Raw genomic sequence first — 25,957 nt, 5'->3', positions numbered from 1 at the left:
TATAAAATTATTTTTTAAATTTATGAAATAAAAAGGCTATTAATCTATAATGTTTAATAGATTGTTAGCCTTTTTTTATAAATCAAAGACCATTGCAATTTCATCACAAACAGGAAAATGTTTACAACGAATACAATCAGCCCATATTTTATGTTCAGGAATGGCTTCTTTTTCAATTACTCGAAAGCCTGCTTTTTCGAAAAAACTTTGTGCATAAGTTAAGGATAATACTTGTTCTAACTTATATACTCTTCCTTCTTTAATACACTCTTCAACAAGTCTTAAGCCAAGGTCTAAGCCTCTAAACTTTTTAGATACAACTAAACTTCTAACTTCAGCAAGTCGTGCAGAGTGAATATGCAAAGCTGTAAAACCTGCCATAACACCATCAACTTCTACAATTGTATATGATCTAATTGTATTAGCCATTTCATCTTCAGTTCTTAAAAGAATATTCCCATTTTCAACTTCTGCTTTAACAAGCTCTTGCATTGAAGCTATTGAAGTTACATCAGGCTTATAAAACTTAACTTCCAAATAAGTACTCCGTAATTCTATTTTGAAGAGCTTCTACACCCTTTTTCTTTAAATTAGAGATAAATATCCCATCAGGATTTTCTCTTTTTAATTTTTGTAAATCATTTTGTTTTAATTTATCTATTTTTGTAAATGCATTAATAATAATTTGATCGCCTCTTTTATTAGCTTTTAAAAACTCATCAACATTTTTATCAATTGGTAAATCAGTATGTCTAGAATCAATTAAGTGTACAAAAATCTGTAAACATTGTCTTTGCTCTAAATAACCTGTTAAATTAGAATTCCAATCTTTTTTTAAACTTTTAGAAACTTTTGCATAACCAAATCCAGGTAAATCCACAAATCTTGCATAAAGAAAAGGAACTTCTTCTTTATCAGTTTTAAACTTAATATTAAAATAGTTAATTAGTTGAGTTTTACCAGGAGTTGATGATGACTTAGCTAAACCTTTTCTATGTGTTAATGTATTTAATAAAGAGGATTTTCCTACATTTGATCTACCTAAAAAAGCAACTTCTGCTTTATCTGGACTTGGTGAGTCCTGAATGCTTTGAGCTGATTCCATAAAATTTGCTTCAACTATTCTCATTTAATATTTTCCTTACTTTTGTGAGCCACGCTCAATATTTATAATAAATCTTACTGGTTTATTACCACTTCCATTTACTTTTGCTTCACCTGATAATTGATTTACATAAATCTTTTCACCATAAATCTTTTTATCATCATTTTTTTCTTGTAAAAAGCCATTTCCAAGTATTGTATACTCTTGCTTTATTGGAGAATATATAACTTTATCTCCTTTTCCCGCATAATGTTTTACATCTGTTACAATTTCAAAATCTACTTTTCCTGTTGCTATATATTTTGAAGGAACCTTTCCTGTACTTCCTTTCTTAGTAACAAAATATATATCTACTTTTTGGGCATTTAATCTATCTTTTCCCATTTGTATTTTAACATTTCCTGTAAAAGTTGAAATACCTTTTTTATCATTTGCTTCAAAATTTTGTGCATCAATTATAAGCTGTTGTGTTTGTGCTAATAAAAGTGTTGAACATACTAATAAACCTGCTAAAAACTTCATTGTTTACCTTTATTTTTTATTTTTTACTTCTACTTCAAAATGAACTTTATTAGATTTCATATAATTTTTTGTTCCATCTAAATATAAGTTTGTGCCTTTTATAGTATTGTTATAATAATACCCATCATAAGGCACACTATTTTTTGCTACTTTTGTTATTATATTATAATCTAAGGCGTCAGTATTTAGATTTATAAAATCATCTCTATTATATTTAACATCTTTTCGTAATGTTAAATCATCACCTTTTTTTATAATAACTTGAGCCTTTAAAGTTTCAACTTTATAATCTTTTTCTTCTAAATTATTTTTCAAAAGAATATTAGCATCATACATTTCATCTCTTGATTTATATCTTACTGCATGACTTGCATCAACTACTCTTGATAAGTTTTTATCATTTAATGTATACATTAATGGCTTTTCAAATATTACTAAGGGAATATCTTTAATATCACTATTCTTAGCTACATTATCAACTGGAATAAAATATGCTCCAACAGCTAAAAGCAATAATGAATAATTAAAAAACTTTATATCCATGCGTTTAAAAAATCCTCTTCAAGTCCATCTTCTTTACAAATATGCTCAATCATTTCTCTAACAGCTCCACTACCACCTTGATTTTTACAAACTACATGTACAAAATCTTTTAAGTATTGTGTTCCATTTAAAGGAGTAAATGAAAGTCCTGCTTTTTTGAGCATTTTATAGTCATTTAAATCATCACCAATTGCTGCAACTTGATTCCATGAAAGTCCCTCATCATCAAGAATTTTTTGTAAGACTTCATCTTTATTATGAATTCCTTGATGTAAGTGTTCTATTTTTAAATCTTTAGCACGACGTTCAACAATTAAAGAGTTTCTTCCTGTAATAATAGCAGCTTTTTTTCCAAGCTTTTTTGTCCAAGTTGCTACTGCTAAACCATCTGCTACATCAAAAGATTTTAACTCATCTCCTGAATTAGTATATGTTATTTGTCCATTTGTTAATGTACCATCAACATCTAATACAATAAGTTCAATCATAAAACACCCTTTGTACTAGGAATTCCTAATCTTTCATTTTTAACTAGTGCTCGACGTAAGGCCACAGCAAAGGCTTTAAAACTTGCTTCTAAAATATGGTGTTTATTTCTTCCTCTATCTTGAATAATATGAACAGTTAATCCAGCATTTCCACTTAAGGCGTGAAAAAACTCTTCAGCTAATTCAACATCAAAATCTCCAACTTTTCCACTTACATTTACTTCATAAACTAAATAAGGTCTATTTGATAAATCTAAGGCACAAGTAGTTGCTGCTTCATCCATTACAACGGTTGCATTTCCATATCTTTCAACTGCTTCAATAGGAAATATTTCTTGTTTTAAGGCTTTTCCTAAAACAATTCCACAATCTTCAACTGTGTGGTGTGCATCAATATGTAAATCCCCATCACAAGATAAATCGATATCAATTCCACTATGTTTTGATAAAGCTTCTAACATATGGTCAAAAAAACCTACACCAGTATTAATATTAGACTTTCCACTACCATTTACATCTAGTTTACATTTAATATCTGTTTCTTTTGTTTTTCTATTTTGTTCTACCATTCTTAACCCTATTTTCTTATTATAATTGCACTATTTAAGCCATTTGAATCTTTAAATATTTGTGCTTGATTTTGTGAATTAAAACCTCTAATTAAAACTTTATGTAAAAATCTATCATTAGAAACTACTTTTACAATATCAATTTTATATTGATTATTTAACATTGTTTCATATTTTCTTTTTGTTTGTAATGCACCCTCAAGTTTAGAAAAAGCACCAACTTGTAAATTATAATTATCATGAATTATAGTTTTCTCTTCTATTGCCATTGAAGAAACAGGAGTAATTGGATTAACTACTGGAACTACTTTCTTAGGAACAATAGGTGCTTTATATGCTTGCTTAATAGGAGCATTATAATTTTGTATTTCGCCATTATATCCTAAAACAGTTATTTTTACCCTTGCAGTACCTTTTCTTACCATATCAATTGCATGTGCAGCTGTATTTGATAAATCAATAATTCTTCCATCAACAAAAGGTCCTCTATCATTAATTCGTACAACTACATTCTTACCATTTTCAAGATTATCAACTCTTACAACTGTATTCATAGGCAGAGTCTTATGTGCAGCAGTTAATGCATACATATCATAAGTTTCACCATTTGAAGTCTTTTTAGCATGAAAATTTGGCCCATACCAAGATGCAATTCCTGTAAACTCATCATTTACGTTTGCTATAAAAGGATAATATCTCTCTCCAAATACTGTATAAGGACGAAGTGTTGCTCTATGCATTGCTTTTGAATTTCTAATTTTACTATTTGATGTATTTTTATATATCTTATTTATATCAGAAGAGCTTACTTTATATTTTTTTGATGAACAACCTGTTATTAAAAATGCTACTATTACTAAACTAGTTATTGTTCCGTATTTTAAAAATTTATTTATATATTGCAATTTTATCTCCAATTTTTATTTTATTTGATTTTAGACTATTGTCTTTTTTTATTTTTTTTACACTAATATTAAATTTATGTGCAATTGTACTTAAAGAATCGCCTTTTTTTACTTTATACAATCTCTTATTTGCTATTTTTCTTCTTGTGTTTTTTGACTTATTTTTAATAACAGGAATAACAAGTTTTTGTTTTAAAGATAAACGATTTGATTTCAATTCATTAAACTTTTTTATTAAACTATATTTTACTTTATATTTATATGCAATACTTGATAAAGTATCACCTTTTTTTACTCTATAAATTACAAAAGATTCATTTTTTATTTTATTTTTATTTTTACTATAAATACCTAATTTAGAATAAGGAATATTAACATCATAACTTTTTACATCAAAAGGCAAAATCTGCTGTTTTATATGCAAATTCATTTTTGATAAAGTACTATATTTCATATTTAATACTTTTGAAATACTTCTTAAGTGTAATCCACCTTTTAATTTTACAGTTGTAATTGTAGAGTTTATATCTCTATCAAAAATATAACCTTTTTTTAAAAAGTTTCTATTAGCTATCATTGCTAAAACTACAATTTTTCTTAAGTAAATACGACTTTCTCTTGGTAAGTATTGTCTATCTAATTTTTCTTGTATTTTTAAAAGATCTCGTGCAGTTACATGAATATTTAAATCTCCTAAATCTTTATAGATATTGTTGATTTTATAAAAATTTTTTTTAGTTCGTAAATACTCTTTGATAATATTTCTGTACTCTTTAATTTTTAAAGAGTTTTTTTTATCAGGATAACGTTCTATATATTTATCAATACTAGCTCTTGTAAGTGCTTCAATTACTCTACCCTCACCACAATTATATGCCAAAATTGCTAAATACCATTTACCAAATCTCTTATAATGTGCTCCTAAATATTTTGAAGCTGCATGTGTTGATTTAATAAAATCTAATCGCTCATCAACATATTCATCATTTCTCAAATTATATATTTTCGCAGTTTGAGGCATAAATTGCCATAAGCCAAGAGCATTTGTTGAAGATTTAGCATCAACTCTAAAATTTGATTCTGCCATTGATAAGTATAAAAAGCTTGAGGGTAAACCCTCTTGATTTAAAACTTCTTTTATTTTTGAAATATAGATTGATGATTTTTTTAAATTTCTTTTGTATATATATAAATGGTTTTTATTTGATAGTTCATTATATAAATCTTGAAGATGTTCATCATGTACAAAAGATTTTTCTATATCTAAATCTTTTAAAACCTGATAATCTTTTTTTGTAAATGCAACTGCACTTAAATTAAAAGAAAAGGAGCTAAGAGATAAAAATATAATTAATAATATCTTATTCAAATAACATCCTATTTTAGTATTACTAGATATCCTTTTTAAGATAGGCTAGAAAACTCTTTAAATAATTTAATAGCATTTTTTGTAGTAAGATTATCAATCTCTTCTCTAGTCATTTCTAATAATTCAGCCATTTTATCAGCTACAAAAACTGTATAGTAAGGTTCATTTCTTTTTCCTCTAAAAGGATGAGGAGTTAAATAAGGTCCATCTGTTTCTATAATTAGTTTATCTTTTGGGATTTTAGGTAAAACCTCTATTAGTTTTTTAGCATTTTTAAAAGTTAAAACACCACCTATTCCAAAGTAAAAATTATGCTCAGCTAGTGGTAGTAAATGCTCACTTGCATTATAACAGTGAAGTACTCCACCTACTTGCTTTGTATCATAATCAATTAATATCTGCTTTGAATCATTTGAAGCTTCTCGAACGTGAACAATTAAAGGTTTATTTACTTTTTTAGCAAACTCTATTTGAGCTATGAAAACTTCTTTTTGTTTTGCGATATTAGCTTTTTTTTCTTCTTCATCTTCAGGAAGTCTAAAATAATCTAAACCACACTCACCTACGGCAATACATTTAGGATGATTAATATACTCTTCTAAAACTTTTTCATCATACATATGAATATCATAAGGATGAATTCCAACAGCAAAAAATACTTCATCATATTTTTCAGCAAGCTTAATAGCTTGTGGAAGATCATTAAAATCAGCACCAGGAATTAAAAAGCCTTTTACATTATGATCTAAGGCATTTTTAATTACTGCATCAACATCTTCATAATATTGTTTGTTGTCTAAATGACAATGTGTATCTATAATTATACTAAAAACCTTTTTTCAAGTAAGTTTAATAATCCATTTATTTCAGATAAATCAGAATTTAAAATCCATGCATCAATACCAAAGTTTTTAAATGCATCATAATCTTCTTCATCATCAATAACGGCTACAGAAACAGACTTTACTTTACAAACTTCAGATTTATTTTCTTCAAATTCAAAAATTGAATCAATATTCAAAATTATAATATCTGCTTTTTCACTCACGCCACTATGAAAATGTTCAACTTTATGATCATCATTAAATAATGAATCATCAATTTCACAAAATGTAATTATATTCATATAAAATCTCCTAAATTTCTTTAATAGTTTATTCTATCTAAAAGATTATTAATTTCAAAACTACAGTATATATCTGGCTGTATCTTCGTTATCTACAATCTCATCTAGTTTATCTTCAACTAAAGTTTTTGTTATGATTACTTTCTCACCTTTTTTTTCATTCGCTTCAAAAGAGATATCTTCAATAACTTTTTCAATTACAGTATGTAATCTTCTAGCACCTATATCTTCAGTCATTTCATTTGCTGTTACAGAATACTTTCCAAAGGCTCTAATTGCACTATCATCAAACTCTAATTCTACTTCTTCAACAGCTAATAGTGCTTGATACTGTTTTAATAAAGAGTTTTTTGTATTAGTTAAAATTTTATATAAAGATTCTTCATCTAATGATTCAAGTTCAACTCTTAAAGGAAATCTTCCTTGTAATTCTGGTAATAAATCACTTGGTTTTGAAACATGGAATGCACCAGCTGCAATAAATAAGATATGGTCAGTTTTAACTTGACCAAATTTAGTCTGAACAGTACTACCTTCAACAATAGGTAATAAATCTCTTTGAACACCCTCTTTACTTGGATCTTGATTTTGATTAGTTTTACCAGATGCAATTTTATCAATTTCATCTAAAAATACAATTCCACCATTTTCAGCTCTTTTAACAGCTTCAATTTTAATAGCTTCTTGGTCAAGTAAAGATTCACTAGCTTCATCTCTTAATAAAACCTTTGCATCTTTTATACTAACTTCTTTTTTAATTTTATCTTTATTAAGTCCGCCAAGCATTTTATTTAAGCTTTCTTGCATTGAACTCATATCCATTGGCATATTAGAATCTAAAATTTCTACATGTGCTTTTTTAGAAACTTCTATTTCAATTTTTTTATCATCTAAAGAGCCATCAAGAAGTTTTTTCTCCATCACATTATATGTTTTGATAAATGACTCTTTTGCATTATCTGTAGCAGTTTGTGGAAGTGGAGGTACAAGTATTTCTATAATTTTTTTATGAACTTCATCTTCAATTTTATCTTTGATTTTGTCTTCATATTCTCTTGTTACAATATTTATTGATTCATATACTAAATCTCTAATCATTGACTCAACATCACGACCTACAAATCCAACTTCAGTATATTTACTAGCTTCAACTTTTACAAATGGTAATGACATCATTTTTGCTAATCTTCTTGCAATTTCAGTTTTACCAATACCAGTACTACCAATCATAAGAATATTTTTTGGCATTATCTCTTCTTGTAATTCTGGTTCTACTTTCATTCTTCTATATCTATTTCTTAAAGCTAATGCAATTGTTTTTTTAGCATTAGTTTGTCCAATAATATAATCATCTAAGTATGCAACAATTTGCTTTGGTGTTAAATCCATACTTTATTAGTCCTCTATTTTCAATAATTTAATATTTTGATTTGTGTAAATACATAGTTCACCTGCAATCATTAAAGACTCTTTTACAACATCTTCTTCATCTAAGTCAGAATGTTTTGCAAGAGCCCTAGCAGCAGAAATAGCAAAGTTTCCACCAGAACCAATTGAAGCAATAGCTCCATCTTCAGGTTCAACAACATCACCATTTCCAGATAAAATAAAAATATGATCTTTATTTAAAACTATCATCATAGCTTCTAATCGTCTTAAAACTTTATCCTTTCTCCACTCTTTAGAAAAAGCAATTACAGCTTTTAATAAATCACCTTTTGTACTTTCAAGATGAGTTTCGAACATATCATAAAGATTAAAAGCATCAGCAGTGCTTCCTGCAAAACCAGAAAGTATTTGATCTTTGTAAAGTTTTCTGATTTTTGTAGCATTACCTTTTAAAACTGTATTACCAAAAGTAACTTGACCGTCACCTCCAATTACAGCTTTATTTTTGCCCTTGTAAGCAAGTATTGTAGTAGCATCAAACATTCTGCTTATTCTCCAATAATTATAACTTCTAAATCAGCATGAATGCCATGACCTAATTTACAATCAACAGTAAAAGTACCCTCAGCTTTAATTTTTTTATCTAAAGATAAATTCTTTTTATCAACTTCAATTGAGAATTGAGTATTTAACTCTTCAGAAATCTCTTTATTTGTAACAGAACCAATTAAGTGACCATTTGCACCAATTTTATGTTTGATAGTAAGTTTTGTAGCATTTAATTTTTCAGCTAACTCTTTTGCAGCAGCTAATTCTTCCGCTTCTTTTGCATCTTTTCTTTTTTGCTCAGCTTTGTATTTTGCTAGTACATCGTTTGTTGCATGTAATGCTAAACCTTTTCCAATTAGAAAGTTTTTCCCATATCCATCTTTAACTTCTTTAACTTCACCAGCTTTTCCAGTACCTTGAACATCTTTAATTAATAAAACTTTCATATTTTCTCCATATATCTAAATTGGCAGTATTTTACTATAAGTTATATGAAGTAAGAATAAATCATACTACTCTTGCTATTTTAAATATAGTTTTACTAACTTGCAATATCAAGAGTATTAGGCAAATTTTGTCTAATATTCCTTTTTTTAACATAATTATTTAAACCAATATGATTGTTATATCCTAATAGCTTTGCAATTTTTCTAACAGATAAACCAACTGATAGTAACTCTTCAATTTTATCTCTTTGCTTATCAAATTTTGATTTTTGAATAGTTCCAACAGGTTTACCTAAAGCAACACCAGATAGTTTTTTTGCTGTTAATGCTTCTTTTGTTCGTAAACTCATTAAATCCTTTTCTAATCCAATAGTCATAGAAATCATTCCTAGAATCATTTGAGTTAGCATATCTTTATCATCAACTAAATCAAGATTTTGATTCACTACTAATATTCTTATTTTATTAGATAAAAGAAATTTTACAATCTCTAAAATTGTTTCAATTGTTCTCCCAAAAACATTTAAGTCATAAACTATAATTGTTGTATTTTTTTCACAATTTTTTAGTAATTCTAGAATGTTTTTTTCATCACTTGGAGTACTTATATCTATCTCAATATTTTTATAAATATCTATATTATGTTTTTTAACATAACTATCTAATATAACTTTTTGTTGCTCAGTATATTTTTCATTATTTTTGTTTATTCGAGTATACGTGAAAACATTTGACATGATTTAATCCTTTAACATTAAGTATATTATTTAAATACATAAAAACATAATGTTTAATTATATATATTTAAAGTTTATACAAAATGTTAACAAATAACTTATTAAATTAAGCTTAATTTAATCAATATAAATGCCCAATATTCCCCATTTATCAAATATGTCTTTACACATATAATTATACAGTTTGAATTAAAAGCCTTTTTTTGATATTATCTTTTTAAATATATACGATGAGAAAGGTATCTTTTGAAAATCACTGTCGCAATCTCAGGGGCAAGTGGAGCTAACTTAGGGCTTACATTTGTTAAAAATATTCCTAAGGATATTGAAGTATTTTTAGTACTTTCAAAAAGTGCAAAAATTGCATTGAAGTTAGAAAATGGGATGTCTGTTAAGAAGAGTTTTGAAGATTATAAAAATGTTAAAATATTTTTAGATACAAATATTGCAGCACCTATTGCTTCTGGTTCTTTCAAAGTAGATAAGATGATTATCCTTCCATGCTCAATGAACACACTTGCAAAATGTGCAGTTGGAATCTCAGATTCCCTTATTACAAGAGCTTTTACCGTTATGTTAAAAGAAAAAAGAGATATAATTCTAGCACCTAGAGAAATGCCTCTTAATTCAATTGCCTTAGAAAACATGTTGAAATTATCTAACTTAGGAGTTACTATAGCACCCCCTATTCTTGGGTATTATTCAACACAGCAAACATTAGAAGAGATGGAAAACTTTTTAATTGGTAAATGGTTTGATTTACTAAAAATTGACAATAATTTATATAAAAGATGGAAATAAACATGCCTAGAAATATAATAGATAGAGAATCTTATAGAAAAGCCATATACAGTGGTACTTTTGACCCTATTACAAATGGACATTTAGACATTATCGCTCGAGCTGCAAATATATTTGATGAAGTTATAATTGCTGTTGCACAAAGTGAATTAAAAGGTCCTATGTTTTCTCATGAAAAAAGAGTAGAGTTTGTTAATGCAGCAACTCATCACCTTCCAAATGTTAGAGTAGAAGGTTTTGATACATTACTTGTTGACCTTGCAACACAATTAAATGTAAACACTATTATAAGGGGTTTACGAGCTGTTTCAGATTTTGAGTTTGAACTACAAATGGGTTATGCAAATGCTTCAATCAATGATAAAATTGAAACTCTTTATTTAATGCCAACACTTGAAAATGCCTTTGTATCTTCTACAATAGTAAGAGAAATTATTAGATTTGATGGAAAATTTCAGCATCTAGTTCCCAAAGAAGTTTTAAAATGTATGTAGTTGTTGAGGGTATTGATACAGCTGGAAAATCAACACAATTAGATTTATTACAAAAAAAATATACAGATGCAATCTTTACAAAAGAGCCAGGTGGTACGGATATAGGTCTAAAACTACGGTCAATGGCTTTAAATGGTGAAGCAAAATCACCAATTGCTGAAATGTTTTTATTTTTAGCAGATCGTGCTGAGCATATTGAAGAAGTAATACTTACTAATAAACAAAAACTTGTAATTTCTGATAGATCTATGATTTCAGGAATTGCTTATGCATCAACTTTTCCATTAGAAAAGATGATTGAACTTAATTTATTAGCTACAAATAATATATTACCAAGTCATGTAATTTTATTAGAATTATCACCTAAAGAGCTTGAATATAGACTTTCTCAAAAAGAAAATGATGCAATTGAGTTAAGAGGAATTGAGTACTTAATTAATATTCAAAATAGAATGAAAGAAACAATAATTAAGCTTGGAGTGAATCATCTTTTTATAGATGCAGGAAAAAAAATAGAAGATATAGAAAAACAAATAGAGGATTTTTTAAATGAGTAAGGTTGAAAAAAAGGCAATTATACAAAGTCTTAGAGGTATGAAAGATATTGTAAATGATGAGAGTACATTATTTACATATTTTGTTGATAATGCATCAGCAATTGCTAAAAGATATGGATTTTCTTATATGGAAACACCAATTTTAGAAGAGACTGCTTTATTTAAAAGATCAGTTGGTGAGAGTTCAGATATTGTAAACAAAGAGATGTATAACTTTACAGATAAAGGTGAACATGAAGTTTGTTTAAGACCTGAAGGAACTGCAGGAGTTGTAAGACACTTTGTACAAAAGAAACTAGATCGTGCTGGTGGAACTCAAAGATGGTATTATTATGGACCTATGTTTAGATATGAAAGACCACAAAAAGGTAGGTTAAGAGAGTTTCATCAATTTGGTTGTGAAGTATTTGGAGTAGCTTCTGTTATTGAAGATGCAAATATTATTATGATGATAAAAGAGATTTTAGACTTCTTTGATATTGGATTTAAATTACAATTAAACTCATTAGGTGATGAAAATTGTATGCCTCAATATAAAGAAAATCTTGTAAAACATTTAACTTCTTTTAGAGAAGAATTATGTGAAGACTGTCAGGTAAGAATTGACAAGAATCCTATTAGAGTATTAGATTGTAAAAATGAAAACTGTCAATTAAAGTTATCCAATGCACCAAAAATCACTGATAATCTATGTGAAGCATGTAATACTGACTTTGAAAAACTAAAAGAGATTTTAGACTTTAATAATATTGAATATGAAATTGATACAAATTTAGTTCGAGGATTAGACTATTATTCAAAAACTGCATTTGAGTTTGTTTCAGATGAAATTGGAGCACAAAGCGCAATTGCTGGTGGTGGAAGATATGATAAACTTGTAGAATTCCTAGGAGGTCGTCCAACTCCTGGTATTGGTTTTGCTATAGGAATAGAGAGATTACTTGAACTAGTTATTATGAAAGAAGTAAAAGAAGACATCATTTACATGGGTGCTTTAGATGAAACTTCACTTAATACAGTTTTAAAAACAGCAAACTCGAAAAGAAAAACAACTACTACAATAGTAGAATATACACCAAGAGCTTTTTCAAAACACTTTAAACTAGCAGAAAAAGCGAATGCTAATATATTTGCAGTAATTGGAGAGAAAGAGCTTGAAGAAGGAACTATCTATCTTAAAAACCTAGATACAAAAGAAGAAAAAACTATTAAACTAGAGGAATTTTAATATTGAATAATTATGGAATTGATATATGGAGTGATGATAACTTTGTAATAGAAAAAGGACTTGCAAAAGTAAATTTTAAAAGTAAACCATCATTGATATCTATAGTTAAAGAAGTAAGAGAACAAGACTTTAAAGGTCCTTTACTTTTAAGATTTCCACATATAACAAAAAAACAAATAACTACACTTTATGATACTTTTAATACAAGTATTGACGAATATAATTATAATGGAACATTTAATGCAGTCTTTCCTTTAAAGGTAAATCAACTGCCTACTTTCATACATCCACTTATACAAAATGGTAAAGAATATAATTATGGTTTAGAAGCTGGAAGTAAGGCTGAACTTGTAATTGCAATGACATATAACAACCTTAATTCCCCTATAACAGTTAATGGATTTAAAGACAAAGAAATGATTCATTTAGCTTTTATTGCAAGAAGTAAGGGCCATAATATAACACTTATTATTGAAGGTATTAATGAACTGGAAACAATAATAGGGATACAAGAAGAAACACATCTTCCTTGTCCTAATATTGGATTAAGAGTTAGACTTCATAGTGGTGGAAGTGGTATTTGGGCTAAAAGTGGTGGGATTAATTCTAAGTTTGGATTAACATCAACTGAGATACTTGAAGCTTATGAAATGATAAAAGAAAATGAAATGATTGAGTATTTAACAATGATTCATTTTCATATTGGTTCAGCTATGAATTCAATTAAACCATTAAAAAAAGCATTAAGAGAATCTGGTCATATATATGCAGAACTTAAGAATCTTGGAGCAGAGAATTTAAACGCTATTAATATTGGTGGTGGATTAGCTGTTGAATATAGTGCTTATGAAAGAAATAGATTCTATTCATTAAGAGAGTTTGCAAGTGATGTAATTTTTACATTAAGAGATATTGCTAAGCAAAAAGGTGTTGATGAGCCTAATATTTTTACAGAATCAGGAAGATTTATTTCAGCTGCATCTACAGTTTTAGTAACTCCTGTATTAGAACTTTTTTCTTCAGAATATGATTTAGAGCATCTAAAACTAAAAGAAAGCAACCCTCCTTTAATTGAAGAGTTAAATTTACTTTTTAAAGATATGGTAAAGAAAACATCTTATGAGTATATGCATGATGCAATTGATCATATGGAATCATTATTAACTTTATTTGATTTAGGTTATATTGATTTACAAGATAGATCAAATGCTGAAATTTTAACTCATCAAATTATTAAAAAGGCAATTTCTCAACTTGAAGTTGAAGATTATGAAGAGTTAAAAAGATTAGATGAAAATATACAAGAAAAATATTTACTTAATTTTTCTATGTTCCAATCTCTTCCTGATTATTGGGGAATAGACCAAGAGTTTCCAATTATGCCATTAACACATCTTAATAAGAAACCAACAAGATCTGCATCTTTATGGGATATTACTTGTGATAGTGATGGAGAGTTACCTTTTGATTCAAAAAAAGCTTTATATTTACATGATATAGATTTAAATAAAGAAGAATACTTTTTAGGTTTCTTTAATGTTGGTGCTTATCAAGATACCTTAGGAATGAAGCATAATCTATTTTCTCATCCAACTGAAGTAAATGTTGTATTTAAAGATGAAGAAGTTGTACTTGAAAAAGTTATTGAATCACAAACTATTATTGATATTCTTGAAGATATTGATTATGATACAAGTGATATTAAAAATAGACTTAAAGAAAATTTAGATATAAACACATACAAAATATTAGAAAAGTATCTAAACGAAAACAATTATTTAAAAACAATTTGGAGTTATAATGACTAAAGAGAATGAGAAACAAGAAGAAAAAGATAATAGTATTTCTTTTTGGGCTCAAATAAAAGAAGACTTTCTTGTCCCTAAATTAAATGATCCAGCACTAGATTCAAGTATAGAGCTATTTTTTAACTATCCAGGTGTTTGGGCTATTATTAATCATAGAGTTACAAACAAGTTATATACAAACGGATGGAAAAGAACAGCAAGAGTATTAGGAGGAATATCTTCATTACTTACAAAAACAGATATTCATCCAGCAGCAACAATTGGAAGACGTGTATTTATAGATCATGCAATTGGAGTTGTAATAGGAGCTACTACTATTATTGAAGATGATGTACTAATTTATCAAGGTGTAACTCTAGGTGGAGTAAGTTTAGATAAAGGGAAACGACATCCAACTGTAAAATCAAATGCAGTTATTGGAAGTGGTGCAAAAGTTTTAGGAAATATAACAATTGGGAAAAACTCAAAAGTTGGAGCTAATTCAGTTGTAGTTTGTGATGTTCCAAAAAACTCAACAGCGGTAGGAGTTCCTGCAAAAATTCTTAAAAGAGATAATAAAGATTGTAGATTTACTCATGATGACTTACCTGATATTAATAAAGAGATGTTTAAATATCTAATTGAAAGAATTCATGTCTTAGAAACTGCTGTTAAAGAAGAAGATGGAATTGATGTAAGTAAAAAAGATAAAAAACTTGAAGAAGATTATAATAAATTCATTAATGCAATGAATTCTATAAAGAAAAAATAACCTAGATGTATGATTTAGCTGCTTTTGGAATTATTACAGGTTTTATATCAGGCTTTTTTGGAGTTGGCGGAGGTATGATACTTGTACCAATGCTTTTACTTTCAGGCTTTGTAATGAAAGAAGCAGTTGCCATTTCTATTATGCAAATGGTATTTTCATCAATTTACGGTTCTTTTTTAAACTCTAAAAAATTTACTTATGTCATAAAAGACGGAATTATTATAGGAATTGGTGGTTTTGTTGGAGGTTTACAAAGTGGATATATTGTAACAAATGTATCTAATGAGACTTTACAATATCTTTTTATTCTTATTTTACTTTACTCAATAATAAAAATATTTATAACTCCAGCAGAGCATGATTGCGATAAAAAATCAAAAAATAAACTTACACTTTTTATTATTGGTTTTTTTACAGGAATAGTTGCTATGAGTATTGGAGTTGGTGGTTCTGTAATTTTAACTCCTATTTTAATTGGTTTTTTAAAATATGATTTAAAAGCAGCAACCGCACTTGCTTTATTCTTTGTAATATTTTCATCTGTTGCTGGATTTACATCTTTATCATTAAGTGGACATATGCTTTATACTCAAGGTGCTATTATTGGAGTTTGTTCTTTAATAGGTGTTTACTTTGGAATTATGCTTAAAAATAAAGTTCATTCAAATTCATATAAAAAATATATTCTAGTTTTAAATAGTATTATTTTAGTGACTATGATTTATAAAACATTTTAATTATAGTTTAATTGTTTTGTAATCATCTTGTAATTAAAATTATGTATAATTCTCTTACAGACATTAATTTAAATAAAAAAGATTACGCGAACAATCTTTTTTATCTTCTTTTTAAATACAACTGCAATTGTATTTAAAACTTGTCTTTAATCTATTAAAGTATCTTTTAATAAGTATTCTAAAACCCCACCATTTTTATAATATTCTAATTCCCTATCATTTTGTATTTTTGATAAAACAGTAATGACTTTACATTGTTCACTTCTACAAATCTCTAACTCTATTTTATCATTTGCTTTTAATCTTTTTGATTGAATATTGATAATCTCATCTCCTTTTAACTTTAAAGATTCAATATCATCATCAATAAACTCTAAGGGTAAAATTCCAAGCTTAAGAAGATCATTTTTATAACTTTTTGAAAAAGATTTAGCGACAATAACATCAACACCTAATAATTTTAATCCTTTTACAGTCCAGTCATTTTTATCTTCAATACAAAAACTACTTCCAGAAAATATTATTAAAGGGGTATTATTATTTTTTATTTTAGTACAAAAATCATATATTGACATAATTTCACTAGTTTCAAAATCTTTTGTATATCCACCCTCTTTTGGTTTTACTATTTTATTTTGTAGTTTACTATCTGATAAAATTGATGTTGTCATTACAAGAGAGTTTGCATATCTATTTTCAAAAGTATCAAATTCATCAGGAAGTAAGCCTTTTAATTTTAAAAATAATGCTGTTGAAGAGTATGAAGATATTTTACCTTTTGGAGAAATTTGTTCAGATGAGATATCTTCATCAAAAAGTGCTAATATTCTTAAGTTTTTTATATCAATAACATTTCTATCTTTTTTATCAAAAAGTTCAGTTTTACAAAGATATGTAGAGTTCTTATCCCATGTATAAGTATCAGATTTATCAAAAGTTAATGATTGCCAATACTCATTACCTACAAAAATATATTCATATAAATCTTTATAAATAGAGTAATCAAGTTTTTCTAAATACTCATTCACTTCAGTCATACTTGGCCAAATATCACTTAAGTAAATATCTTGTGAAATATTTTCTTTAGTTATATCAAAGTCCATATTTCCTTTTAAACAATATGCAATTACTAAAGCAGGCGAAAATATCCATTTAGATTTTACAAATTTATTATCTAAAATCTTTTCCATATTATTTGAATATGAGATATATGACACATCTAAGTTAAATTTTTCTACATCTAAAGAGATACTTTCACTTATAGATATTTCTTCTTTTTTAACAATAAGAAAACCTAATTGTTCTAAGTATTTTAGTAAATCAAGTTTTTCTAAAAACTGTTTTTGCACTTGCGAATGAAAAGTTATAAACTTAGAAATATTTTTATTTATACTAATACCTAAACCACATGCTTTTTTTGCAATTAAAGAAGCTTGAATTAATAAAGAAGGATTTGTTGTATTTGAGCAAATATCAATAAGTGCTAAAACGATATCATTATCTTTTACAAAATTTCCTTTTTTAAAAGTCTTTAATTTTTTAGATACATCACTTACAAAAAACTCTTCGTAAGAGTTTTTTACAAGAACTCCTATTGGTAGAACACTTGATAAATCAAGTTCTAAAAACTCTTCATACTCCATTGAATTATTTAATAAATCCTTTGATAAAAACAAACCTTGTTTTTCATAATATGTTTTGATTAAAGATGCATCAACACCTCTTGTTTGTTCTATAAAAAAGATTGTATTATTATCAACAGGAAAATATCCTCCAATTCCACTATATTCTAAAATTAAATTAGATAAGATAGTTCTATCTTCTAAAGATATATTTTTTAAGCCCTCACCATAAAACTCTACAATCTTTCCATCTATTTTATTGTGTATAACAAGATTTTTCAATGTTAATAAAACATCATTAAAACTCGTTCCTTGAGCTAAAGAACCTTTGATTTGAATTCCTATAGTTTTAGGTAATTCTAAAAAAACTGAAGACTCTAGCATAACTGATTGTATATCAATTCGACTAACACATAAAGAGAGTACTCCAAGTGAATTTAGCATTGAACTGTGTAAATCAGTTCCTACTATTGATTCTGGGAAAAGAACAACTTTGTCTTCTTCTCTTTTTAAAGAAAGCATAGTTGATAAATATTCTAAATTCACTTGCTTTAAAGGATTATCATTTGGAGGAATAATAGATATATTTTCAAAAGTATTTCCAATATATTTTAAGAAGCTATATCTTTCTTTATTTTTTTCTTCTTTATTATTAATACTATCAACATTATCAATAACTACATCAATCATTACTTTTAGTTTTTTAGATATATTTTCACTAATTGAAATAAAATCTACTAAAGTAGGAACAGCATTAAATTCATTCATTATAATTCTATTTGCATTAAAGCTAATTTGTTTTAAATGATTTCTTGTTATAAAAACATCTATAATATCATTAACATCATTTTCATCTGCATTTCTAATATTTGCTTCAAGCAAAACTTTTAAACAATAAGGTAGTTTTTTTAATTTTGGAAAATATTCATATACTTTTTCTAAATCACAGTAATAATATTTTTTTTCATTGAATTCAAAACTATTTAAAAATCTATTCAAAGCTCTTTATCCTCTACATTTTATTAAGTAAAAAGTATCTAAATTTTCTTTAATAATTTATTATAAATAATTTAAACTTTAGAATTAGAACATAAGTTTATAATTTATATAAAAGCATAGAATATTTAATCAGTAATTAGTTAAGAGTATAATATAATATTAGCTTCAAAAATTTAAAGGCTAATATAATTATGACAGATACTATAAAAATTTTTAACGCTAAAGAAAACAACTTAAAAAATATTAATTTAGAAATACCAAAAAATAAACTAATCGTATTTACAGGACTATCAGGAAGTGGGAAATCTACTCTTGCTTTTGATACACTTTATGCAGAAGGACAAAGAAGATATATAGAGTCTTTATCTGCTTATGCTAGACAATTCTTAGATAAAGTAGGAAAACCTGATGTTGAAAGAATTGAGGGATTAACACCTGCAATTGCAATTGATCAAAAAACTACTTCAAAAAATCCACGTTCTACTGTTGGAACTATTACTGAAGTTTACGATTACCTAAGACTTTTATATGCAAGAATTGGAAAACAACATTGTCATAAATGTGGAGAACCAATTTCACAAATGAGTGCATCTGATGTAATTTCACAAGTTTTAACACTTCCTCAAAATTCAAAAATTGTAATACTAGCTCCACTTATCAATAGAAAAAAAGGAACATTTGCAGACTTACTTGAATCTTTAAGAGGAAAAGGTTATGTTAGAGCCATGATTGATGGAGTAATGGTTAGACTTGATGAAGAGATAGAACTTGGAAAATCAAAAATGCATACTATTAAAGTTGTAATTGATAGAGTTGTAGTAAAAGAAGAAAACAAAGAAAGAATTGCTCAAGATGTTGAAAAAGGACTAAAAGAGAGTTTTGGTGAGCTAGAAATTGAAGTACTAAATCATGAAGATGTTGGAGTTGAAAAACACATCCACTACAGCGAGCATATGGCATGTTTTGATTGTAAAATCTCTTTTGAACCCTTAGAGCCTTTATCATTTTCTTTTAACTCACCAAAAGGTGCATGTTCGTCTTGTGATGGCTTAGGTATTAGATATGCTTTAGATATGAAAAAAGTAATCAATGAAGAACTTCCAATTGAAGAGGGAGCTGTTAGAGTAATATATGGTTTCAACAAAGGTTTTTACTTTAAAATGCTTACTGCTTTTTGTGAAGCATCTGATATTGATATGACGATTCCTTTTAAAGATTTAGAAGAGTATCAAAGAAAAGCTATTTTACATGGTGGTATTGAAGAAGCAAAATTTGTATGGAAAAAACATACTTTAAAAAGAAAATGGGAAGGTGTTGTAAAAATAGCCTATGACATGATAAAAGATGAAAAAGAAATGGCTGAGTACATGACTGAAAAAGCATGTGATGATTGTAATGGAAATAGATTAAAACCATCATCTCAAAGCGTTTATGTCGCAGGTAAAACAATAGGAGATATTTTAAATGTTCCTATTGAAGACTCTCATAAGTTTTTCCAAGATAGTGAAAACTTCAAATACTTATCAGATCAAAGTAAATTAATTGCAAAACCAATATTAAAAGAAGTACAAGAAAGAGTCTATTTCTTATATGATGTTGGACTTGGATATATAACACTTGGACGTGATGCTAGAACAATTTCAGGAGGAGAAGCTCAAAGAATTAGAGTTGCTTCACAAATTGGTTCAGGATTAACAGGAGTTATGTATGTTTTAGATGAGCCATCAATTGGTCTTCATGAAAGAGATACAAATAAACTTATTAAAACACTTCGTGCTCTACAAGAAAAAGGAAATACTGTAATTGTAGTTGAACATGATAAAGAGACTATTGAAGCTGCAGATTATATTGTAGATATTGGTCCACATGCAGGAAAATTTGGTGGTGAAATTGTATTTGATGGAACACTAGATCAGATGTATAAAGCAAAGACTTTAACTGCAAAATACTTAACAGGTGAAAAAAAAATAAGTTATTTACATAATAGACCACAAGAAGAGTTTATTGAGATAAAAAATGTATCAATCAATAATATTAAGGATTTAAGTTTACAAATACCTTTAAAAAACTTATGTGCAATTACAGGAGTTTCAGGAAGTGGAAAATCTTCACTAATCTTGCAAACACTTTTACCTGTAGCAAAAGAGTTACTAAACCATGCTAGAAAAGTTAAAAAAGTTGATGGTGTAGAGATTGAAGGACTAGAAAAACTTGATAAAGTAATTTATCTAGACCAAAGTCCAATAGGAAGAACTCCAAGAAGTAATCCTGCAACATATACAGGATTAATGGATGAATTAAGACTTCTATTTTCTAAAACAAAAGAAGCAGAAATTAGAGGCTATAAAATAGGACGTTTCTCTTTTAATGTTAAAGGTGGTCGTTGTGAAAAATGTCAAGGTGAAGGTGAAATTAAAATAGAAATGCACTTCTTACCAGATATTATGGTTAAGTGTGATGATTGTCAAGGTCAAAGATATAATGCTCAAACTTTAGAAATATTATATAAGGGTAAAAGTATTTCTGATGTTTTAAATATGAGTGTTGATGAAGCTCTTGAATTCTTTATAAAAATTCCAAAAATCCATGCAAAACTTCAGACACTTAGTGATGTGGGACTTGGATATATTACTTTAGGACAAAATGCTGTAACTCTTAGTGGTGGAGAAGCACAAAGAATTAAACTAAGTAAAGAATTAAGTAAAAAAGATACAGGAAATACTCTATATATTTTAGATGAACCAACAACTGGACTTCATTTTGCAGATGTTGATAGACTTACAAAAGTATTACACCATTTGGTTGATTTAGGAAACTCTGTAATTGTAATTGAGCATAATTTAGATGTAGTTAAAAACTCTGATTGGGTTATTGATATGGGACCTGAGGGTGGAAATAAAGGTGGCTTACTTGTTGATGAAGGAACACCAGAACATCTTGCCGCAAATCATAAAAAATCTGGTTCACATACAGGTTATTATTTAGCAAAAGAGATTAAATAAATGTATGACAAAACAAAATTTACACAAGATTTAGCAATTGATAGATTTATTTATGCAGTTGAAAATAATTTTTACGTTGAAGCACATGAACTATTAGAAGATGATTGGAATGAATACAAAAAAATTGGCGAAAAAAATAAAGCTTTAGTACTAAAAGGCTTAATAAATGGGGCTACTGCCCTAGCCTTGTATTTTGAAAAGAAAAGACCAAGTGGCTATGAAAAAGTTTGGCCTGTTTTTAATAAATATATGCCTTTATTAGATGAAGTTTCATTAGATAATAAGGACAGATTTTATTATGCAAAAGAGTTATTGATTAAAAAGAATAGTTTAATTAATAATTAACTATAGTAAAGTCAAAGGTTTACATGTATGAATAAAGTCAAATTTTTATTGTTTTTTTTAATATTTACAAACTGCTTATTTGCAAATGAAATAATTGATTATGTAAAACTAACTCCTAAAGAAGAAGCTTTCTTAAGAAACACAAAAATCAAAGTTATTACATCAAATACCTGGGCACCAATAAATATGTATAATGATAAAGATGAATTAAGTGGGATTGCTATTGATTTTTGGAATAAGATTAAAGAGCGTGCACATATTAACTCAGAAATAGTAACTGCAAAAGATTGGAATCATGTTTTAAATTCCATAAAAAATAAAGAAGCTGATATTACAATTGGTACATCTTATGACAAAAACAAACTAGATTATGCAAATTTCACAAGCTCTTATATATCTTTTCCTATAGCCTTTGCCACACTGTTTGATAAAAGATTTATTCCAAATGCTTCATTTTTAGAAGGCAAAAAAGTTGCAGTTGGAGAAAACTACAGTTCTCATAATATTTTAAAAGAGCATTTTCCTAATATTGATTTTGTAACAGTAAAAAATACAAAAGAAGCTTTAGAGCTTTTAAGTGCAGGAAAAGTTGAAGCTGCAGTTGATATTTTACCAACAATTGCTCATTTAATTTCTGTAAATGGCTATTATAATCTTAAGATATCAGGAACAAGTGAACATAAAGTTCATGTTTCTTTTATGATTAGAAAAGATTATAAACAACTACAAACAATTATAAATAAACATATTGCTATGTTAAGTCCTGAAGATAAAAACAGTATTATTAGGCAATGGCTTATTGTTAAGTTTGATAAAACATTTGTTGGATATGAATATTTAGTTCAAATTTTGATTTTGATTTTACTTGCAATTTTATTTTATTCATTTAAACAAAAAGACTTAAGAGAATATAATAAAAAATTAAAAAAGCTATCAACTACAGACTCTTTAATAAATCTTCATAATAGAAGAAAACTAGATGAACTATTAAATGATTCTAAAAACAAAAAATATTCATTAATTCTTTTAGATATTGATCACTTTAAAGAAATAAACGATATCCATGGACATTTAGAAGGAGATAAAGTTTTAGTTGAATTATCACGTCTATTAAAAAATAGTCTAAATAAAAATGATGAAATTGGAAGATGGGGTGGCGAAGAATTTTTAATTATTTGTAAAAACACTACAGAAAAAGATGCCTCAGTAATTGCTTTAAGACTTAAAAAACTAATTGAAGAGTATGATTTTAAAATAAGAAAAGTTACTGCTTCATTTGGTGTTTCTGAAGCAAAGAAAGAGTTGACGCTAAAAGATATTCTAGCAAATGCAGATAATGCTTTATATAAAGCAAAACAGCAGGGAAGAAATCAAGTAGTATTAGCTTCTAGTTTATAAATCTCAAGGGATTATTCTAATCCCATTAAATAAGATTTTAATCGCATCATATCTTCTGTTGGATATTGATTTTCACTATTTCCTCTAACTGCTTTTACAAAAAAATCTTTTGATGAATCATTAAAACCAAAATTAGTGTTTGTAAGTACAATCTCATGATGAACTTTTGTTGTTTCACTACTTGTTTTTTCAACATTTGAAACAGCTTGTGTATTTGTAAATTGTTCTTTTTGAACCTCTTTTAATTTAGATTGTTGATCTAAATTAGAACTTGTATTAATTGATTGAATTTGCTGTGCTTGTACAAGTTTATTATCACTAAACTGATTAATATTTGACATTAAACCATATTCCAAAATAAGCTCCTTTCTTTAAATCAATTTATCTCTTTTAATAATTATACATCAATTTCAAATATTTTGTCAAAAAAAATTTAATTATTAAGTTTTTTTTGATATTATTAGCTATAAACTTTCAAAAATAAAGGAGTCCTTATTGGAAGATAATTCCCGAAGGCGTGATTTAATTAAGAGTGAGAAAAAATGGATATTTTAATCTTACTATTTATTGCTGTTGTAGGAGTGTCATTTTTATGTTCTATTTTAGAATCTATTCTACTTTCTACAAATCTATCGTATGTATCTGTTCTTGAAAAGAAAAATAAAAAAGCAGGACAATTACTCAAAAAATTAAAAACTGACATAGATGTTTCAATTGCTTCAATTCTAATTTTAAATACAATTGCTAATACTTTAGGTGCTACTGCTATTGGAGTTCAAGCACAAAATGTATTTGATGGTGATAAAACTATTGTAATGGTAGTTTCTATTATTTTGACATTTATGATTTTATTTTTTGCAGAAATAATACCTAAAACAATTGGAGCTGTTTATTGGAAAGAACTAGCACCTTATGCAGCAAGAATTATTAATATATTCATATTTATTACCTACCCTATTATTTTAATTACACAATTTGTAACTAAAAAAATTGGTTCAAATATGAGTGATACAATTTCAAGAGAAGAGCTAATTCACTCTACACTATTAAGTGAAGAAGAAGGGGTTATTGGAGATTTAGAATCTGATATTATTGAAAATACTCTAACTTTAAATAATATGAAAGTTAGAGAAATATTAACTCCTAGATCAGTTATGTATGCAATAGATAAAAACACACCTATTAAAGATATTATTGAAGATAAGAGAACTTTTAAGTTTTCGAGAGTTCCTATTTATGAAGATACTATTGATAATATCATTGGTATCGTATTAACAAAAAAACTATTTAAACAAGCTCTTATTGATAAAGGTGTTGCAGTAGAGACTATTATGAAACCAGCTATACCTATAAATGAAAACATACCTGTTTCAAAAGCTTTAAATATGTTTATTCAAAAGAAAGAGCATATGTTTGTAGTTTATGATTCTTATGATCAAACTGAGGGTATTGTTACACTTGAAGATTGTATAGAAACATTATTAGGTTTAGAAATCATGGATGAATCAGATACAACTGCTGATATGAGAAGACTTGCTTTAAATAAAATGAAAGCAAAAAGAAAAGAAAAAGAAAAGGAATATAAATGAGTTTAAAGAACACTATAATTAGTATTTTTATTGTTTTTGTTGTTGCACTTATGTTAAGTGGGACTTCTGAAGAAAAAGGCGCACATTGGGATTATACTGAAGATTTAGGACCAAAAGAATGGGCTAATCTTGATGAAAAATATAGTATGTGTGAAAATGGTTTAAATCAATCACCAATCAATATTACCAATGTAATACCTGCAAAGTTAAATCCTTTAGAGTTTGAAGGTAGTGCAAAAGCAACAACATTTGAAAATAATGGTCATTCACTTCAAGTAAACTTTACAAGTGCTAACTCTTTAGCAATTGACAATGAAAAATATTACTTAAAACAAATTCATTTTCATACACCAAGTGAAAATCAAATTAATGGAACTTCATACCCTATGGAAGCTCACTTAGTTCATGCAAATAGCGCAGGAAACTTAGCTGTTGTTGCTGTAATGTTTGAGATTATAGAAGACAATTTAGTTTTAAATAAACTATTAAGAAACTTACCTGAAAATAAAGGTGATAAAAATAGATTAAAATCTGAAGTTTTAGGATATGATATTTTACCATCAAATAAAGATTATTATAGATTTAATGGTTCTTTAACAACTCCTCCTTGTAGTGAGGGTGTTAAATGGTTCGTATTAAAAACACCTGTTGGAATTTCAAAAAGTCAATTAGCTGACTTTGATGCAGTAATGCCAACAAACAATAGACCTCTTCAAAAAATAAACGCTAGAACTATTCTAGACTAATTAAAAAAATATATACAGAATTTTTTCTGTATATATGCCTACTTTAAAAATTTAATAAACAACTATATTACTATTTTTATGTTATACTTTAATTCATTTAAAAAAGAATTAAAAATATGACTAAAGGTAAAA

At 27.2% G+C, this 25,957-nt stretch carries 28 protein-coding genes; 12 read left to right on the top strand and 16 right to left on the bottom strand.

The features are described from left to right. Window positions 1–75 precede the first annotated feature (75 nt). The 14 genes from GBG18_RS03705 to GBG18_RS03640 all read right to left on the bottom strand — a co-directional run bounded on the left by GBG18_RS03705 (window position 76) and on the right by GBG18_RS03640 (window position 9,748). Window positions 76–537: an N-acetyltransferase gene (locus GBG18_RS03705; protein ID WP_152188515.1), complete on the bottom strand. Its 462-nt coding sequence runs from the start codon at window positions 535–537 to the stop codon at window positions 76–78. After that, window positions 527–1,129 carry a ribosome biogenesis GTP-binding protein YihA/YsxC gene (gene yihA / locus GBG18_RS03700; RefSeq protein WP_152188513.1) on the bottom strand — a complete coding sequence of 201 codons (603 nt, stop codon included), beginning with the start codon at window positions 1,127–1,129 and terminating at the stop codon, window positions 527–529. Before yihA ends, GBG18_RS03705 begins: the two co-directional genes overlap by 11 nt. Before the next feature lie 12 nt (window positions 1,130–1,141). Then, window positions 1,142–1,627: a lipopolysaccharide transport periplasmic protein LptA gene (lptA, locus tag GBG18_RS03695; protein ID WP_152188511.1), complete on the bottom strand. Its 486-nt coding sequence runs from the start codon at window positions 1,625–1,627 to the stop codon at window positions 1,142–1,144. A gap of 9 nt (window positions 1,628–1,636) precedes the next feature. Beyond that, window positions 1,637–2,170, bottom strand: coding sequence for an LPS export ABC transporter periplasmic protein LptC (lptC, locus tag GBG18_RS03690; RefSeq protein WP_152188509.1), 534 nt, complete (start codon window positions 2,168–2,170; stop codon window positions 1,637–1,639). Then, a complete protein-coding gene (locus GBG18_RS03685) occupies window positions 2,161–2,658 on the bottom strand; it encodes a KdsC family phosphatase (protein ID WP_152188507.1) in 498 nt (165 codons plus the stop codon). Before GBG18_RS03685 ends, lptC begins: the two co-directional genes overlap by 10 nt. Next, window positions 2,655–3,227 carry an imidazoleglycerol-phosphate dehydratase HisB gene (gene hisB, locus GBG18_RS03680; protein WP_152188505.1) on the bottom strand — a complete coding sequence of 191 codons (573 nt, stop codon included), beginning with the start codon at window positions 3,225–3,227 and terminating at the stop codon, window positions 2,655–2,657. The genes GBG18_RS03685 and hisB overlap by 4 nt, the downstream gene beginning before the upstream one ends. 8 nt (window positions 3,228–3,235) lie before the next feature. Beyond that, window positions 3,236–4,132, bottom strand: a complete 897-nt coding sequence (locus GBG18_RS03675) for a septal ring lytic transglycosylase RlpA family protein (RefSeq protein ID WP_226896435.1) — start codon at window positions 4,130–4,132, stop codon at window positions 3,236–3,238. Further along, window positions 4,116–5,501 carry a lytic transglycosylase domain-containing protein gene (locus GBG18_RS03670; protein WP_152188503.1) on the bottom strand — a complete coding sequence of 462 codons (1,386 nt, stop codon included), beginning with the start codon at window positions 5,499–5,501 and terminating at the stop codon, window positions 4,116–4,118. The genes GBG18_RS03675 and GBG18_RS03670 overlap by 17 nt, the downstream gene beginning before the upstream one ends. 35 nt (window positions 5,502–5,536) lie before the next feature. Then, a complete protein-coding gene (locus GBG18_RS03665) occupies window positions 5,537–6,319 on the bottom strand; it encodes a TatD family hydrolase (RefSeq protein ID WP_308418455.1) in 783 nt (260 codons plus the stop codon). A gap of 2 nt (window positions 6,320–6,321) precedes the next feature. Beyond that, a complete protein-coding gene (locus GBG18_RS03660) occupies window positions 6,322–6,627 on the bottom strand; it encodes a hypothetical protein (protein WP_152188499.1) in 306 nt (101 codons plus the stop codon). A gap of 60 nt (window positions 6,628–6,687) precedes the next feature. Beyond that, entirely contained in the window at window positions 6,688–8,016 is a 1,329-nt protein-coding gene (gene hslU / locus GBG18_RS03655; RefSeq protein ID WP_152188497.1) for an ATP-dependent protease ATPase subunit HslU, read from the bottom strand. Between the two features lie 6 nt (window positions 8,017–8,022). Further along, a complete protein-coding gene (gene hslV, locus GBG18_RS03650; RefSeq protein WP_152188496.1) occupies window positions 8,023–8,559 on the bottom strand; it encodes an ATP-dependent protease subunit HslV in 537 nt (178 codons plus the stop codon). Between the two features lie 5 nt (window positions 8,560–8,564). Then, window positions 8,565–9,011, bottom strand: a complete 447-nt coding sequence (gene rplI / locus GBG18_RS03645) for a 50S ribosomal protein L9 (protein ID WP_152188494.1) — start codon at window positions 9,009–9,011, stop codon at window positions 8,565–8,567. Window positions 9,012–9,106: 95 nt separating this feature from the next. Further along, the gene (locus GBG18_RS03640; RefSeq protein WP_152188492.1) at window positions 9,107–9,748 is read right to left on the bottom strand and encodes a recombinase family protein; all 642 of its coding nucleotides are present in this window, start codon (window positions 9,746–9,748) and stop codon (window positions 9,107–9,109) included. A 246-nt stretch (window positions 9,749–9,994) separates the two neighbouring features. Here GBG18_RS03640 and GBG18_RS03635 point away from each other — a divergent pair, with 246 nt between their 5' ends. The 7 genes from GBG18_RS03635 to GBG18_RS03605 are packed head-to-tail and all read left to right on the top strand — an operon-like array spanning window position 9,995 to window position 16,124. Beyond that, on the top strand, window positions 9,995–10,549 hold the full coding sequence (locus GBG18_RS03635; protein ID WP_152188490.1) for a UbiX family flavin prenyltransferase: 555 nt from the start codon (window positions 9,995–9,997) through the stop codon (window positions 10,547–10,549). Between the two features lie 2 nt (window positions 10,550–10,551). Continuing rightward, the gene (coaD, locus tag GBG18_RS03630; protein ID WP_152188489.1) at window positions 10,552–11,043 is read left to right on the top strand and encodes a pantetheine-phosphate adenylyltransferase; all 492 of its coding nucleotides are present in this window, start codon (window positions 10,552–10,554) and stop codon (window positions 11,041–11,043) included. Continuing rightward, window positions 11,034–11,600 (top strand): dTMP kinase, encoded by a 567-nt coding sequence (gene tmk / locus GBG18_RS03625; protein ID WP_152188487.1) that lies wholly within the window; start codon window positions 11,034–11,036, stop codon window positions 11,598–11,600. The genes coaD and tmk overlap by 10 nt, the downstream gene beginning before the upstream one ends. Then, window positions 11,593–12,828 (top strand): histidine--tRNA ligase, encoded by a 1,236-nt coding sequence (gene hisS / locus GBG18_RS03620; protein ID WP_152188485.1) that lies wholly within the window; start codon window positions 11,593–11,595, stop codon window positions 12,826–12,828. The genes tmk and hisS overlap by 8 nt, the downstream gene beginning before the upstream one ends. Next, window positions 12,828–14,636 (top strand): biosynthetic arginine decarboxylase, encoded by a 1,809-nt coding sequence (gene speA / locus GBG18_RS03615; RefSeq protein ID WP_152188483.1) that lies wholly within the window; start codon window positions 12,828–12,830, stop codon window positions 14,634–14,636. Before hisS ends, speA begins: the two co-directional genes overlap by 1 nt. Further along, window positions 14,629–15,387 carry a serine O-acetyltransferase gene (gene cysE / locus GBG18_RS03610; protein WP_152188482.1) on the top strand — a complete coding sequence of 253 codons (759 nt, stop codon included), beginning with the start codon at window positions 14,629–14,631 and terminating at the stop codon, window positions 15,385–15,387. The genes speA and cysE overlap by 8 nt, the downstream gene beginning before the upstream one ends. A 5-nt stretch (window positions 15,388–15,392) precedes the next feature. After that, window positions 15,393–16,124 (top strand): sulfite exporter TauE/SafE family protein, encoded by a 732-nt coding sequence (locus tag GBG18_RS03605; protein ID WP_152188480.1) that lies wholly within the window; start codon window positions 15,393–15,395, stop codon window positions 16,122–16,124. Between the two features lie 146 nt (window positions 16,125–16,270). On the opposite strand, the gene GBG18_RS03600 is transcribed toward GBG18_RS03605, so the two are convergent. Continuing rightward, on the bottom strand, window positions 16,271–18,745 hold the full coding sequence (locus tag GBG18_RS03600) for an aconitase family protein (RefSeq protein WP_152188478.1): 2,475 nt from the start codon (window positions 18,743–18,745) through the stop codon (window positions 16,271–16,273). Between the two features lie 191 nt (window positions 18,746–18,936). Between GBG18_RS03600 and uvrA the strand changes: the two genes are divergently transcribed. Genes uvrA through GBG18_RS03585 form a run of 3 tightly spaced genes read left to right on the top strand, consistent with a single transcriptional unit; the run spans window position 18,937 to window position 23,490 of the window. Continuing rightward, window positions 18,937–21,747: an excinuclease ABC subunit UvrA gene (uvrA, locus tag GBG18_RS03595; protein WP_152188476.1), complete on the top strand. Its 2,811-nt coding sequence runs from the start codon at window positions 18,937–18,939 to the stop codon at window positions 21,745–21,747. Continuing rightward, window positions 21,748–22,092: a DUF309 domain-containing protein gene (locus tag GBG18_RS03590; protein ID WP_152188474.1), complete on the top strand. Its 345-nt coding sequence runs from the start codon at window positions 21,748–21,750 to the stop codon at window positions 22,090–22,092. 27 nt (window positions 22,093–22,119) lie between these two features. Next, window positions 22,120–23,490 (top strand): transporter substrate-binding domain-containing diguanylate cyclase, encoded by a 1,371-nt coding sequence (locus tag GBG18_RS03585; RefSeq protein WP_152188472.1) that lies wholly within the window; start codon window positions 22,120–22,122, stop codon window positions 23,488–23,490. Between the two features lie 11 nt (window positions 23,491–23,501). Here the strand turns inward: GBG18_RS03585 and GBG18_RS03580 are convergent, their stop codons facing one another. Beyond that, on the bottom strand, window positions 23,502–23,846 hold the full coding sequence (locus GBG18_RS03580; protein ID WP_152188471.1) for a hypothetical protein: 345 nt from the start codon (window positions 23,844–23,846) through the stop codon (window positions 23,502–23,504). A 186-nt stretch (window positions 23,847–24,032) separates the two neighbouring features. Between GBG18_RS03580 and GBG18_RS03575 the strand changes: the two genes are divergently transcribed. Both GBG18_RS03575 and GBG18_RS03570 read left to right on the top strand, forming a co-directional pair. Beyond that, window positions 24,033–25,079: a hemolysin family protein gene (locus GBG18_RS03575; protein ID WP_152188469.1), complete on the top strand. Its 1,047-nt coding sequence runs from the start codon at window positions 24,033–24,035 to the stop codon at window positions 25,077–25,079. After that, the gene (locus GBG18_RS03570; RefSeq protein ID WP_152188467.1) at window positions 25,076–25,825 is read left to right on the top strand and encodes a carbonic anhydrase; all 750 of its coding nucleotides are present in this window, start codon (window positions 25,076–25,078) and stop codon (window positions 25,823–25,825) included. Before GBG18_RS03575 ends, GBG18_RS03570 begins: the two co-directional genes overlap by 4 nt. Window positions 25,826–25,957 lie beyond the last annotated feature (132 nt).

This window comes from Poseidonibacter ostreae (genome assembly GCF_009208075.1).
Taxonomy (GTDB): domain Bacteria; phylum Campylobacterota; class Campylobacteria; order Campylobacterales; family Arcobacteraceae; genus Poseidonibacter; species Poseidonibacter ostreae.
Note: the sequence above shows the minus strand (reverse complement) of the source record. Positions and strands in the feature narration are given on the sequence as shown.

Coding starts and splice junctions, on each gene's coding strand:
- yihA (WP_152188513.1), bottom strand. CDS start 1,129: ATGAGAATAGTTGAAGCAAATTTTATGGAATCAGCTCAAAGCATTCAG.
- lptA (WP_152188511.1), bottom strand. CDS start 1,627: ATGAAGTTTTTAGCAGGTTTATTAGTATGTTCAACACTTTTATTAGCA.
- lptC (WP_152188509.1), bottom strand. CDS start 2,170: ATGGATATAAAGTTTTTTAATTATTCATTATTGCTTTTAGCTGTTGGA.
- GBG18_RS03685 (WP_152188507.1), bottom strand. CDS start 2,658: ATGATTGAACTTATTGTATTAGATGTTGATGGTACATTAACAAATGGA.
- hisB (WP_152188505.1), bottom strand. CDS start 3,227: ATGGTAGAACAAAATAGAAAAACAAAAGAAACAGATATTAAATGTAAA.
- GBG18_RS03660 (WP_152188499.1), bottom strand. CDS start 6,627: ATGAATATAATTACATTTTGTGAAATTGATGATTCATTATTTAATGAT.
- hslU (WP_152188497.1), bottom strand. CDS start 8,016: ATGGATTTAACACCAAAGCAAATTGTTGCATACTTAGATGATTATATT.
- hslV (WP_152188496.1), bottom strand. CDS start 8,559: ATGTTTGATGCTACTACAATACTTGCTTACAAGGGCAAAAATAAAGCT.
- rplI (WP_152188494.1), bottom strand. CDS start 9,011: ATGAAAGTTTTATTAATTAAAGATGTTCAAGGTACTGGAAAAGCTGGT.
- GBG18_RS03640 (WP_152188492.1), bottom strand. CDS start 9,748: ATGTCAAATGTTTTCACGTATACTCGAATAAACAAAAATAATGAAAAA.
- coaD (WP_152188489.1), top strand. CDS start 10,552: ATGCCTAGAAATATAATAGATAGAGAATCTTATAGAAAAGCCATATAC.
- tmk (WP_152188487.1), top strand. CDS start 11,034: ATGTATGTAGTTGTTGAGGGTATTGATACAGCTGGAAAATCAACACAA.
- hisS (WP_152188485.1), top strand. CDS start 11,593: ATGAGTAAGGTTGAAAAAAAGGCAATTATACAAAGTCTTAGAGGTATG.
- cysE (WP_152188482.1), top strand. CDS start 14,629: ATGACTAAAGAGAATGAGAAACAAGAAGAAAAAGATAATAGTATTTCT.
- GBG18_RS03605 (WP_152188480.1), top strand. CDS start 15,393: ATGTATGATTTAGCTGCTTTTGGAATTATTACAGGTTTTATATCAGGC.
- uvrA (WP_152188476.1), top strand. CDS start 18,937: ATGACAGATACTATAAAAATTTTTAACGCTAAAGAAAACAACTTAAAA.
- GBG18_RS03590 (WP_152188474.1), top strand. CDS start 21,748: ATGTATGACAAAACAAAATTTACACAAGATTTAGCAATTGATAGATTT.
- GBG18_RS03585 (WP_152188472.1), top strand. CDS start 22,120: ATGAATAAAGTCAAATTTTTATTGTTTTTTTTAATATTTACAAACTGC.
- GBG18_RS03575 (WP_152188469.1), top strand. CDS start 24,033: ATGGATATTTTAATCTTACTATTTATTGCTGTTGTAGGAGTGTCATTT.
- GBG18_RS03570 (WP_152188467.1), top strand. CDS start 25,076: ATGAGTTTAAAGAACACTATAATTAGTATTTTTATTGTTTTTGTTGTT.